This is a genomic window from Halomonas fontilapidosi (assembly GCF_014192285.1).
GTDB classification, from domain to species: Bacteria; Pseudomonadota; Gammaproteobacteria; order Pseudomonadales; family Halomonadaceae; genus Halomonas; species Halomonas fontilapidosi.
The window spans coordinates 62,574-74,600 of the sequence record NZ_JACHXQ010000012.1 but is presented as its reverse complement, the minus strand read 5'-3'; the positions used below and the strand labels follow the sequence as shown (position 1 = coordinate 74,600).

Genomic DNA, 12,027 nt, shown 5'->3' with positions numbered 1-12,027 from the left:
CGAGCGCTCCCACGCACGCAGGTCAGTGGGTGGTGGCGGGCTTCACGTCCAGCACGTCCACCTCGAAGGTCAGGGTACGCCCCGCCAGCGGGTGGTTGAAGTCCACTTCCACCTGCTCCCCCTCGATGCTCTTGATCACCCCGGGCAGCTCGCCACCGGCGGCATCGGCGAAGGACATCACCATGCCAACTTCCGGCTCCTCACCCTCGAAGTCATCGCGCTTGAGCAGTTGGATGTTCTGCGGGTTGTGCTGGCCGAAGGCGTGCTCGGGAGAGATCTCGAAGCGGCCCGTCTCGCCGCTGGCCAGGCCCTTGAGGGGATGCTCGAAGCCCGGCGGCAGGTTGCCGTCGCCCACCTGGAAGGTGGCCGGCGCCTTGTCGCGGGTGGAATCCACCACGGTGCCGTCTTCCAGGCTGAGGGTGAAGTGCAGGGTCACTTCCATGCCCTCGTCGATGCGGTGTTGGGGACTGTTCTGGTCGGTCATGACAATCTCGGACTCGGTAAGGGTGGTAAGGTTCGATGGCCGTATCGGCCGCCTGAAGGCGCCATTCGTCGAGGCATTGAACCGGCAATGAATTGGGTTCCCACAGGAGCGATTTACAGGTTCTTCAACCACTTCGGCGTGCGCGACGCTTCTCGCCGAACAGCGACTCCCAGATCAGGCCAATGGCCCCCAGAGTGATGCCGATATCCGCCACGTTGAAGGCCGGGTAGTACCAGCCGGCCACGTGGAAGGAGAGGAAATCGACCACATAGCCGTGCACCAGCCGGTCGTAGAGGTTGCCCAGCGCCCCGCCGATGATCAGCGCCAGCGACACCGCCAGCAGCGTCTCGTCGCGCTTGAGGCGGTGCATCCAGATCGTCAGGCCGATGCTCGCCCCCACCGCAATGGTAGCGAAGAACCAGCGCTGCCAGCCGGGATGACCCGCCAGGAAGCTGAAGGCCGCGCCAGTATTGTGCAGCAGCGTGAGATCGAAGAACGGCAGCACTTCCACCGGCCGGGCGTAGTCGAGCAGCCCGCTGGCCAAATACTTGGTGGCGAGGTCCAGCACCACCACCGCCAGCGCCAGCCACAGCCAGCGCAGGGGGCGGTGCATGGGGGCGACCTCGGGCCGGCCGCTCTTGTCGCTCATGCTCGCCTCGCTTCCCTCGGTCATCGCCATTGCCTCCTAAGGCCCATCAGGCAAACTGACGGGTCTCGCCGGGGCCATCCGGCAGGTTGCTGATGCAGCGCCCGCAGAGGTCGGGGTGCTCGGGATGCGTCCCCACGTCCTCGCGGTGGTGCCAGCAGCGCTCGCACTTGGTGTTGGGGCTTTCGGCTACGGCCACCTTGAGCCCCTCGAGCTCGGTGGCCTCGGCGTCTTTGGCCTCGTCGAGCGGCGCCAGGCGCACCTCGCTGGTCAGCATCACGAAGCGCAACTCGTCGCCCAGCTTGGCGAGCGTGGCCTGCAGGGCATCGTCCACGTAGAGGGTGACCTCGGCGGCCAGGCTGCCCTTGATCGCCTTGGCGTTGCGGGCGTCTTCCAGGCGCTTGTTGACCGCCTGCTTGACCTCGAGCACCTGCTCCCAGAAGTCGCGGCCCATGGCCGCGTCATCGGCGAGCGTCCCTAGGCCGGTGTAGTACTCGGCGAGCAGCACGCTCTCGCCGCGCTCGCCCGGGATGTTCTCGAAGATCTCCTCGGCGGTGAACGAGAGGATCGGCGCCACCCAGCGCACCAGCGCTTCGACCACCTGATAGAGGGCGGTCTGGGCGCTGCGACGGGCCACCGAGTCGGCCTGGGTGGTGTATTGGCGATCCTTGATCACGTCCAGGTAGAAGCCGCCGAGCTCGCGGGCGCAGAAACCGTGCACCTGCTGGTAGACGTCGAGGAAGCGGTACTCCGCATAGGCGGTCTCGATGCGCGCCTGCAGCTGGGCGGCGCGATCCACCACCCACTGGTCGAGGGCCAGCATCTCGTCGAAGGGCAGCGCATCGCGCGCCGGCTCGAAGCCATTGAGGTTGGCCAGCAGGAAGCGCGCGGTATTGCGGATGCGCCGATAGACGTCGGCGGTGCGTTTGAGGATCTCGTCGGAGACCGCCATCTCGCCGGAGTAGTCGGTGGAGGCCGCCCACAGACGCAGGATGTCGGCGCCGAGCTTGTCCATCACCTCCTGGGGCGCCACCACGTTGCCGACCGACTTGGACATCTTGCGGCCCTGGGCATCCACGGTGAAGCCGTGGGTCAGCAAGCCGCGATACGGCGGGTGGCCGTCGATGGCGCAGCCGGTCAGCAGCGAGGAGTGGAACCAGCCGCGGTGCTGGTCGGAGCCTTCCAGGTAGAGATCGGCGATCGGCCCCTGCTCGTGGCCGTGGGGATGTGAGCCGCGCAGCACGTGGCGATGGGTGGTCCCGGAGTCGAACCAGACATCCAGGGTGTCGGTGACCTTGTCATAATCGGCGGCTTCCTCGCCCAGCAGCTCGGCGGGGTCGAGGCGAAACCAGGCGTCGATGCCCTCGGCCTCCACCCGCTGGGCAGCCTCTTCCATCAGTGCCACGGTGCGCGGATGCAACTCGCCGGTGGCCTTGTGCAGGAAGAAGGGGATCGGCACGCCCCAGTTGCGCTGGCGGGAGATGCACCAGTCCGGACGGTTGGCGATCATGCTGTGCAGGCGCGCCTTGCCCCAGGCCGGGGTGAAGGTGGTCGCCTCGATGCCCTCCAGGGCGCGCTCGCGCAGGGTCCGGCCATCCTTGCCCTGCACGTCCATGCCCACGAACCACTGGGCGGTGGCGCGGTAGATCACCGGGCTCTTGTGGCGCCAGCAGTGCATGTAGCTGTGAGTGATGGTCTGGTGGGCCATCAGCGCACTTACTTCGTCGAGCTTGGCGACGATCTGCAGATTGGCCTTCCAGATCATCTGGCCGCCGAAGAACGGCAGGTCATCGACGTAGACGCCGTTGCCCTGCACCGGGCTCTCGATCTCGTCGAAGGTCATGCCGTGGGCGCGGCAGGTGACGAAGTCGTCGACGCCGTAGGCCGGGGCCGAGTGAACGATGCCGGTGCTGCCGACGTCGACCTCGACGTAGTCGGCCAGGTAGACCGGCGACAGGCGATCGTAGAAGGGGTGGCGGAAACGAACGCCATCCAGTCGCTGGCCGGTGGCGGTGGCGATGATCTCACCTTGCAGCTCGAAGCGCTCCAGGCACGACCCCACCAGTTCCTCGGCCAGCACCAGCAACCGCTCGCCGGTATCCACCAGGGCATAGGTGAACTCGGGATGCACATTGAGCGCCTGGTTGGCGGGAATGGTCCAGGGCGTGGTGGTCCAGATGACCACGGCGGCGGCCTTGGGCAGCCGGTCGAGGCCGAAGGCGGCGGCCAGCTTGTCGGCGTCCTCCACCGGGAAGGCCACGTCGATGGCATCGGACTTCTTGTCCTGGTACTCCACCTCGGCCTCGGCCAGCGCCGAGCCGCAGTCGAAACACCAGTTGACGGGCTTAAGCCCCTTGAAGACATAGCCGGCCTCGACCATGTCGGCTAGGGCGCGGATCTCGCCAGCTTCGTTGGCGAAGTCCATGGAGCGATAGGGATTGTCCCAGTCACCGATGACGCCCAGGCGCACGAAGTCGCTGAGCTGGCCCTGGATCTGCTCGGCGGCATACTCGCGGCACAGCTCGCGGGCGCTCGCCGGCTCGAGATGCTTGCCGTGGGTGGTCTCCACCTTGTGTTCGATGGGCAGGCCATGGCAGTCCCAGCCGGGCACGTAGGGAGCATCGAAGCCGGCCAGGTTCTTCGACTTGACGATGATGTCCTTGAGGATCTTGTTGACGGCATGACCGATGTGGATGCTGCCGTTGGCGTAGGGAGGGCCGTCGTGAAGGACGAACAGCTCCCTGCCCCGGCGCTCCTCGCGAAGGCGATGGTAGAGGTCCATCGCCTTCCACTGCGACACCCGCGCGGGCTCCTTTTTCGGCAACATGCCGCGCATGGGGAAGTCGGTTTCTGGCAGGTTCAGAGTGTGCTTGTAGTCGCTCATATCCTGGGGGTCAGCCGTCGTCGTGGTCGGCGGGCGTACCCGCCGAGGATTCGGAAGTCACGGCCTCGCGCGCCAGCGGCGCCGATGCCAGAGGAAGATCATCACCGTCGCCGGCCTGTCGGTCGGCGGCGTGGTTCGTTAAGTAGGCGCGGGCTCGCTTGAGGTCGAGACCAATCTGGTGTTTCAGGGCCGCGAAGTCGTCGAACTTCACCTCGCCGCGCAGCTTGGCGCAGGGGAACACCGCCAGGCGCTCTCCGTAGAGGTCGCCGTCGAAATCGAAGAGGTGCACCTCGAGCACGGGGCGCTCGCTGCCCACGGTGGGACGCCAGCCGATGTTGGCCACGCCGGGCAGACGACGCCCACCGGGGAGCTCGGTCAGCACCGCATAAACGCCCTGCAGGGCCAGCGACAGGGCCGGCTGCGGCAGATTGGCGGTGGGCACGCCGATGGTGCGGCCGAGTTGCCGGTCGGGTACCACTCGGCCACCCAGCCGGTAGGGGCGACCCAGCAGGCGTGCCGCGGCAGCGAAGTTGCCGCTGGCCAGCAGCGTGCGTATCCGGCTGCTGGAGACCCGCTCGTCGTCGACGGTGAAGGTGCGGGTGTGCTCGACGCCGAAGCCGCGCGTCTCGCCCACCTCGGTGAGCAGATGGAAGTCGCCGCGACGGTCGCAGCCGAAGCGGAAATCGTCGCCCACCACCAGGTGGCGCACGCCCAGGCCCACCACCAGCACCTGCTCGATGAACTCGAGGGCGGTCAGGCTGCGCAGGGCATCGTTGAAGGGCAGGCAGAGGACGCGGTCGACCCCGCACTCGCCGAGCAACGCCACCTTGTCGCGCAACCGGGTCAGCCGCGGCGGCGCCTGCGCGCCGGCGAAGAACTCCCGCGGCTGAGGTTCGAAGACCACCACCGTGACCGGCAGGCCGAGTCGGGCGGCCTGCTCGCGACACTGATCGAGGATCGCGCGGTGCCCGCGGTGCACGCCATCGAAGTTGCCGATGGTCGCCACGCAGCCGCGGTCCTCGTCACGCAGGTTGTGCAGTCCTCGAATCACTCGCATGGGCGTCATCACGCTGGAAATAAAGGCCACGATTATAACGGACCGGGGGCCCCTTGACAGCCGGCGTGGCTTGGTCTTTCCCCGCCGTCTCTTGTAGAGCCCGGTGATCAGCTGCTTCTTGTGGGAGCTGACGGCTCGACGCTTCGACTCGCACGGCGACTGGCTGCTCATGGCCACTGACAGAGCTCTCCGCCTTTCGCGGTGCAAGCACCGCTCCCATATGCCCCCTAGCCACCGGCCATGACATGAATTGTGGGAGCAACGCTTGCGTCGCGATCCGCCGCGGAGCGGCGTTTGGTTGGCATCCTTCAGCCCTTCATCCGGAAATGGCGCAGGCGCACCCCGAAGGCCGCCAGCCAGGCGAAGTAGACCGCCGCCCCAGCCACGACCAGCACTGCCAGCCAGCCGGCGCGGGTCCAGACGCTCCACGCGAGCCAGGCCTGCCACTCGGGCGCCAGCCAGGCCAGCCCCAGGCCCATCACCGCGCAGCCGCCGAGCAGTTGAATGGCGTAGCGGCCCCAGCCGGGCTGGAAGACCAGCACGCCCTGCTTTTTCAGCAGCCAGCCCAGCAGGCCGGCGTTGAGAAAGGCCGAGAGCGCCGTGGCCAGCGCCAGGCCGGCATGCGCCAGCGGCCAGATCAGGATCAGGTTGAAGACCATGTTGGCGACCATGGCGATGATGCCGACCTTCACCGGGGTGGCGGTATCCTGGCGGGCGAAGAAGCCCGGCGCCAGCACCTTGATCAGCATGAAGGCCACCAGCCCGAAGGCATAAGCCCGCAGGCTCATCGCCGCCATGGCGATATCGCGATCGGTCATGGCGCCGTAGTGGAACAGCGCGATCAGCAGCGGCTCGGCGAGCACCGCCAGGGCCAGCGCGGCGGGCAGGCCGAGCAGCAGCACGGTGCGAATCGCCCAGTCGAGCATGGCGGCAAAATGCTCGCCGGACTGCTCGGCATGGCGCCGCGAGAGCGCCGGCAGGATCACCGTGCCGATGGCGATGCCGAACACCCCCAGTGGCAGCTCCACCAGCCGGTCCGAGTAGTAGAGCCAGGAGACGCTGCCCGCCGCCAATAGTGAGGCCAGCACGGTGTCGAGCAGCAGGTTGATCTGAGAGACCGAGACGCCGAACAGCCCCGGCAGCATCAGCCGCAGGATGCGTCGCACGCCGCTGTGGGCAAAATTGGGCCAGGGCCGCGGCAGCAGCCCCAGCCGCGCCAGGAAGGGCACCTGAAAGGCCAGCTGGGCGCCGCCGGCGATCAGCACCCCCCAGGCCAGCGCCATGGCCGGCTCCTCGAACAGCGGCGTGAGCAGCACCGCCGCGCCGATCAGCGAGAGATTGAGCAGTACCGGGGTGAAGGCCGGCACGGCGAAGCGGTTCCAGGTATTGAGCGTGCTGCCGGCGAACGCCGTGAGCGAGATCAGCAGCAGGTAGGGGAAGGTAAGCCGCAGCATGTCGGCAGTCAGCGCCAGCTTCGCCGGGTCGCGACCGAAGCCGGGCGCAAAGGCCCACACCAGCCAGGGCGAGGCCAGCATCGCCAGCGCGGTGATCAGCGCCAGCACCGCCGCGAGGCTGCCGGCCACCGCATCGAGCAGTTCCTTTACTTCACGCTTGCTGCCGCGGGTAGCGTACTCCGAGAGCACCGGCACAAAGGCCTGGTTGAAGGCCCCCTCGGCGAACAGGCGACGCAGGAAGTTGGGAATCTTGAAGGCGACGAAGAAGGCGTCCGCGCCGTTGCCGGCGCCGAACAGGGTGGCGATCACCACGTCGCGCGCCAGCCCCATCACGCGCGAGAGCATCGTCATCACGCTGACCACCAGGCCCGAGCGCATCAGGCCACCCGCCTTGGGCGCCACCGCACGGTCGTGGTCGTCGACGACCGGGGGGCGCGGATCGCCCTCAGGCGTCCGGCGTTCGTCGTCCCGGGGCTCGGGGGGCTGGTCGTGATCCGTCACCGTCTGTTCCTCGTTCGGCGCCTCTGCGGGTGCTCGGCAAGAATCGCGGACACAAAAAAACCGGCCGCAGCCGGTTTTTTTTGCGGGCGCTCGGCGGTTACGCCGCGAGTGCCTTGATGCGCTTGTTGAGGCGGCTCTTCAGGCGCGCGGCCTTCTTCTTGGAGAGCACGTCCTTGTCGGCGATGCGGTCGATGACCGGCTGCGCCTGCTTGAAGGCGTCCATGGCCGTGGCGTGGTCACCGCCGTGGATGGCCTTGACGACGCGCTTGATGTAGGTGCGGACCATGCTGCGCTGGCTCGCCTTCAGGACACGACGGCCTTCTGCCTGACGGGCACGCTTGCGGGCTTGCTTGCTGTTCGCCACTGACTGTCTCCTTGGAGAAAGTTGCGGTCGCCATCTATCGGCGACGCTTGATAACTGTTTGATCCAACAGGGAAATGAAAAAATCCCCGTCGGCCTGGCCATGTTCCGGCTGCGCCATCGAGCGCAGTCGCTTAGGGGCCGTGTCTGAGAGGATGGCGTATCCTATCACGCCAGCCCCGGGCTTGCCATAGTTCCTGCGAGAGTGCTAGAGCACCACCAGGTTGTCGCGATGGATCAGCTCGGGCGACTCCATGTAACCGAGGATGGCCTCGATCTGGTGGCTGGGCTTGCCGACCAGTAGGTGCGCCTCGTCGGCACCGTAGTTGACCAACCCCTTGGCCACGCGATGCCCCTGCTCGTCGACGCAGAGCACCATGTCGCCGCGGCGGAACTGGCCGCTCACGCCGGTCACCCCCACCGCCAGCAGGCTCGAGCCACTGCTCTTGAGCACCTTCACCGCGCCAGCATCCAGCGTCAGGCTGCCGCGCACCTGCAGCTGCCCTGCCAGCCAGCGCTTGCGGGCCGCCATGGGTGCCTGCTCTGGCATCAGCAGGGTGCCCAGCCGTTCGCCTTCGACCAGCCGGCCGAGCACCGACGGCTGACGGCCGCTGGCGATCACCGTGACCGCGCCGGAACGCGCCGCCAGCTGGGCCGCGCGCACCTTGGTGGCCATGCCGCCACGCCCAAGCGCCCCGCCACCGCCGGCGACCGCCGCCAGGCGCGGGTCGTCGGCGCGCCCCTCGGCGATCAGTCGCGCCTCGGGATTGCCGCGCGGGTCGGCATCGAACAGCCCCTCCTGGTCGGTGAGGATCACCAGAGCGTCGGCCTCCAGCAGGTTGGCCACCAGGGCCCCCAGGGTGTCGTTGTCGCCGAAGCGGATCTCGTCGGTGACCACGGTGTCGTTCTCGTTAACCACCGGCACCACGCGCAGCGACACCAGCGTGCGCAGCGCCGAGCGCGCATTGAGGTAGCGCTTGCGGTTGGAGAGGTCATCGTGAGTGAGCAACACCTGGGCGGTGAGCAGGCCGTGGCGGGCGAAGTGGCCCTCGTAGCACTCGGTGAGGCCGTTCTGACCCACCGCTGCCGCGGCCTGGAGCTCGTGGACCGCCGAGGGCCGGACCTGCCAGCCCAGGCGCACCATGCCGGCGGCCACCGCCCCGGAGGAGACCAGTACCACCTCGATGCCCCGGCGGTGCAGCGCGGCGATCTGGTCCACCCAGCCGCCGATGGCCGCCTCGTCGAGGCCGCGACCGTCATTGGTCAGCAGCGCACTGCCGATCTTCACCACGACTCGGCGGGCGTTTTTCAGCGCCCCTCGGCCGACTATCTGCTCGTTGCTTTCCATCCTTTCCTCGGTTCACCCGTCAAGCGGCACCCAGCTTACGGGACAACTCCCCTTCAGGGGGCGTACTCGACCTCGACGTCGTAGTCATCGTCATCGAAGTCGTCGTCATCGACCTCGTCATCACGCTTGCGCTTGCGACCCAGCCGGGCCTCAGTGCGAGCCACCGCCTCGTCTTCCATCCGCGCGCGCATTTCACGCGCCCGCTCGGCGGCCTCTTCGTCCTCGTTCTCGAGGCGACGCTGCTCGGTGATCCACCGGTAGGCGGCCTGCACCAGGGCATCGGTGCCGTCGCTGGAGATCGCCGAAATGCGAAATACCGGGCCTTCCCAGCCGAGCCGGCGGATGATCTCGTCGGCAACCGCCTCGCGCTCTTCGGCGGGCAGCAGGTCGAGCTTGTTGAGCACCAGCCAGCGCGGCAGTTCGGCCAGCGCCGGAGAGAACTCGCCCAACTCGTGGATGATCGCCTCGGCGGCCTCCACCGGGTCGGATTCGTCGAAGGGCGCCACGTCGACCACATGGAACAGCAGCCGGGTGCGCGTCAGGTGCTTGAGGAAGCGCAGCCCCAGGCCGGCGCCGTCGGAGGCGCCCTCGATCAGGCCGGGCACGTCGGCCATCACGAAGTGCTCGTGCTGACCGAGCTTCACCACGCCGAGGTTGGGCACCAGGGTGGTGAAGGGATAGTTGGCGACCTTGGGCTTGGCCGCGGAGACGGCGCGAATCAGCGTCGACTTGCCGGCATTGGGCATCCCCAGCAGGCCCACATCGGCCATCACCTTCATTTCGAAGCGCAGATTGCGTCGCTCACCCTCGGTGCCCGGCGTGGTGCGTCGCGGCGCCCGATTGGTGGACGACTTGAAGTGGATGTTGCCCAGCCCCCGGCGACCGCCCTGGGCCACCGGCACCACCTGGCCGATCTCGGTGACGTCGGCGATCACCTCCAGGGTGTCCTCATCGATCACCGTGGTACCCACCGGCACCTTGACGTGCAGGTCTTCGCCGGCGCGCCCGCTCATCTGCCGCCCCATGCCGGGCTGACCGTTCTGCGCCTTGTAGAAGCGCTGGTACTTGAAGTCGATGAGGGTATTGAGGGCATCGTCCCCAATCAGGTAGACGGTGCCGCCATGCCCCCCATCGCCGCCGTCGGGGCCGCCCTTGGGCACGTACTTCTCACGGCGGAAGCTGAGGCAGCCATTGCCGCCCTTGCCGGCTTCCACGATGATCGAGGCTTCGTCGACGAACTGCATCTTTCACTCTCCTGACGACCCATGTCGCCATGATACAAGAAGGCCCCGCCTGGGCGGGGCCTTCTCGCTGCAAGCATCAGGGGTCTCAGGCAGAGACGACACTGACGAACTTGCGGTTCTTCGGACCCTTGGTCTCGAACTTGACCACGCCCTCGTCCAGGGCGAACAGCGTGTGGTCCTTGCCGATACCGACACCGGTGCCGGCGTGGAACTTGGTGCCACGCTGGCGAACGATGATGTTGCCCGGGTTGACGACCTGGCCGCCGAACAGCTTGACGCCAAGGCGTTTGGATTCGCTGTCGCGACCGTTACGGGTAGAACCCGCTGCCTTCTTGTGAGCCATTGCAAATACCTCGCTCGTTCAGGGGAGCAGCCGCTTACGCGGAGATCCCGGTGATCTTGACTTCAGTAAACCACTGGCGGTGGCCCTGACGCTTCATGTGGTGCTTGCGACGACGGAACTTGATGATGGTGACCTTGTCGCCACGGCCGTGGGAGACGACCTCGGCGGCCACCTTGGCACCGTCGACCAGCGGGGCGCCAACCGTGACGTCCTCATCGTTGCCCACCAGCAGGACTTCGTCGAACTCGATGGTGTCGCCGGTCGGCACTTCCAGCTTCTCGAGCTTGAGAGTCTGGCCTTCCTGAACGCGGTACTGCTTGCCACCGCTCTTAATCACTGCGTACATGCTTTTCTCTCCAGGACTCATCGGGTGTTGGCTCTTCATCGACCTGCTGCGAGTGGCGCCCCTTCCGGCAGCCATCTGACAGGGAGCATGATGAGTGGGTCGCGGATTATAACCGCGAGCGAACGACCGCACAACCCGAGATGCCAGCGCCGGGGGCCAAGCCGCCACCCGGGCCAAGGGCCCGTCAGCGCTGGCTTGACGCCCCCATGGGGGCCCCATAGCATGGCCGACAATCAGATGCCTGAAGAGGCGTCTCTCGCCCCGGCCCCATCTACTCGTCGAAACCGCCTCCATGCCAGCGAACGCCTCACCGCCTCAGTCACCTCGCCCAGCCTCCGCAGCGCCCCTGCATGCCGCGGTCGCCGATGACTTTCTCGCCGTGAACCGCACGATCATGGACCAGCTTGCCTCGCGCATCCCGCTGGTGGAGACCATCGGTCAGTACATCATCGAGAGTGGTGGCAAGCGGATGCGCCCGCTGCTGGTGCTGTTGGCAGCGCGCTCGCTGGGTTATGCGGGCGACCGGCACATCACGCTGGCCACCCTGATCGAGTTCATGCATACCTCCACGCTGCTACATGACGACGTGGTCGACGAGTCCCACATGCGGCGCGGCAAGGCCACGGCCAACGATTCATGGGGCAACGCCCCCTCGGTGCTGGTGGGCGACTTTCTCTACTCACGCTCCTTTCAGATGATGGTGGAAGTGGGCTCCATGCGGATCATGGACGTGCTCTCGCGGGCCACCTGCACCATCGCCGAGGGCGAGGTACAGCAGCTGACCAATGTGGGCAATCCCGACACCGATGAAACGGCCTACTTCGAGACCATCCAGGGCAAGACCGCCATGCTCTTCGAGGCGGCCTCGCATAGCGGCGCCATTCTCGCCGATGCCAGCCCCGAGCAGGAGGCCGCGCTGCAGTATTACGGCCGCTACCTGGGCCTGGCCTTCCAGCTGGTCGATGACCTGCTCGACTACCAGGGCGACGCCGAGGCGATGGGCAAGAATGTCGGCGACGACCTGGCCGAGGGCAAGCCAACCCTGCCGCTGATCCAGGCCATTGCCGCCGGCACCCCCGCACAGCGCGACCTGGTACGCCGGGCCATTCGCCAGGGCGGCCTCGATCACCTGGACGAGGTATTGGCCATCGTGCGCGACACCGGCGCCCTGGACTACACCCGGGCCCGTGCCGAGGAGATGGCCGACAGGGCCCTGGCGCAACTCGACGCCCTGCCCGAAAGTCCCTTCCGCGACAGCATGGCGCAACTCGCCCGCCTGGCCGTCGACCGGCAGAACTGAGCGGCGCCACACCGCTCAGGGCTTGCATGCCGGCAAGGCTTGGGTATAATGCGCTCCGT

11 protein-coding genes are annotated in these 12,027 nt (G+C 67.1%); 1 reads left to right on the top strand and 10 read right to left on the bottom strand.

Translation table 11 applies throughout. The features are described 5' to 3' along the window. Positions 1-22 precede the first annotated feature (22 nt). The 10 genes from fkpB to rplU form a co-directional block, all read right to left on the bottom strand. Positions 23-484 (bottom strand): FKBP-type peptidyl-prolyl cis-trans isomerase, encoded by a 462-nt coding sequence (fkpB, locus tag FHR95_RS15100; protein ID WP_183315023.1) that lies wholly within the window; start codon positions 482-484, stop codon positions 23-25. A gap of 124 nt (positions 485-608) precedes the next feature. Then, positions 609-1,157 (bottom strand): signal peptidase II, encoded by a 549-nt coding sequence (lspA, locus tag FHR95_RS15095; RefSeq protein ID WP_246378620.1) that lies wholly within the window; start codon positions 1,155-1,157, stop codon positions 609-611. Positions 1,158-1,179: 22 nt separating this feature from the next. Further along, entirely contained in the window at positions 1,180-4,014 is a 2,835-nt protein-coding gene (gene ileS, locus FHR95_RS15090) for an isoleucine--tRNA ligase (RefSeq protein WP_183315021.1), read from the bottom strand. A 10-nt stretch (positions 4,015-4,024) separates the two neighbouring features. Then, positions 4,025-5,071, bottom strand: coding sequence for a bifunctional riboflavin kinase/FAD synthetase (ribF, locus tag FHR95_RS15085; RefSeq protein ID WP_183315020.1), 1,047 nt, complete (start codon positions 5,069-5,071; stop codon positions 4,025-4,027). 308 nt (positions 5,072-5,379) lie between these two features. Continuing rightward, positions 5,380-6,903 (bottom strand): murein biosynthesis integral membrane protein MurJ, encoded by a 1,524-nt coding sequence (murJ, locus tag FHR95_RS15080; protein ID WP_183315037.1) that lies wholly within the window; start codon positions 6,901-6,903, stop codon positions 5,380-5,382. Positions 6,904-7,123: 220 nt separating this feature from the next. After that, complete coding sequence (gene rpsT / locus FHR95_RS17180) at positions 7,124-7,390, bottom strand: 30S ribosomal protein S20 (protein ID WP_040183046.1); 267 nt, start codon at positions 7,388-7,390, stop codon at positions 7,124-7,126. A gap of 205 nt (positions 7,391-7,595) precedes the next feature. Next, complete coding sequence (gene proB, locus FHR95_RS15070; RefSeq protein WP_183315019.1) at positions 7,596-8,735, bottom strand: glutamate 5-kinase; 1,140 nt, start codon at positions 8,733-8,735, stop codon at positions 7,596-7,598. Between the two features lie 53 nt (positions 8,736-8,788). Further along, positions 8,789-9,979 (bottom strand): Obg family GTPase CgtA, encoded by a 1,191-nt coding sequence (gene cgtA, locus FHR95_RS15065; RefSeq protein WP_183315018.1) that lies wholly within the window; start codon positions 9,977-9,979, stop codon positions 8,789-8,791. A gap of 85 nt (positions 9,980-10,064) precedes the next feature. Continuing rightward, positions 10,065-10,322, bottom strand: coding sequence for a 50S ribosomal protein L27 (gene rpmA, locus FHR95_RS15060; protein WP_040183062.1), 258 nt, complete (start codon positions 10,320-10,322; stop codon positions 10,065-10,067). Between the two features lie 34 nt (positions 10,323-10,356). Next, positions 10,357-10,668, bottom strand: a complete 312-nt coding sequence (gene rplU, locus FHR95_RS15055) for a 50S ribosomal protein L21 (protein WP_040183063.1) — start codon at positions 10,666-10,668, stop codon at positions 10,357-10,359. 292 nt (positions 10,669-10,960) lie between these two features. Between rplU and ispB the strand changes: the two genes are divergently transcribed. Next, a complete protein-coding gene (ispB, locus tag FHR95_RS15050; protein ID WP_040183065.1) occupies positions 10,961-11,968 on the top strand; it encodes an octaprenyl diphosphate synthase in 1,008 nt (335 codons plus the stop codon). The last annotated feature ends 59 nt before the right edge of the window (positions 11,969-12,027 follow it).

Bases quoted from the DNA above. Each gene is read 5' to 3' on its own strand.
- fkpB (WP_183315023.1), bottom strand. From the start codon at position 484: ATGACCGACCAGAACAGTCCCCAACACCGCATCGACGAGGGCATGGAA.
- lspA (WP_246378620.1), bottom strand. From the start codon at position 1,157: ATGACCGAGGGAAGCGAGGCGAGCATGAGCGACAAGAGCGGCCGGCCC.
- ileS (WP_183315021.1), bottom strand. From the start codon at position 4,014: ATGAGCGACTACAAGCACACTCTGAACCTGCCAGAAACCGACTTCCCC.
- ribF (WP_183315020.1), bottom strand. From the start codon at position 5,071: ATGCGAGTGATTCGAGGACTGCACAACCTGCGTGACGAGGACCGCGGC.
- murJ (WP_183315037.1), bottom strand. From the start codon at position 6,903: ATGCGCTCGGGCCTGGTGGTCAGCGTGATGACGATGCTCTCGCGCGTG.
- proB (WP_183315019.1), bottom strand. From the start codon at position 8,735: ATGGAAAGCAACGAGCAGATAGTCGGCCGAGGGGCGCTGAAAAACGCC.
- cgtA (WP_183315018.1), bottom strand. From the start codon at position 9,979: ATGCAGTTCGTCGACGAAGCCTCGATCATCGTGGAAGCCGGCAAGGGC.
- rpmA (WP_040183062.1), bottom strand. From the start codon at position 10,322: ATGGCTCACAAGAAGGCAGCGGGTTCTACCCGTAACGGTCGCGACAGC.
- rplU (WP_040183063.1), bottom strand. From the start codon at position 10,668: ATGTACGCAGTGATTAAGAGCGGTGGCAAGCAGTACCGCGTTCAGGAA.
- ispB (WP_040183065.1), top strand. From the start codon at position 10,961: ATGCCAGCGAACGCCTCACCGCCTCAGTCACCTCGCCCAGCCTCCGCA.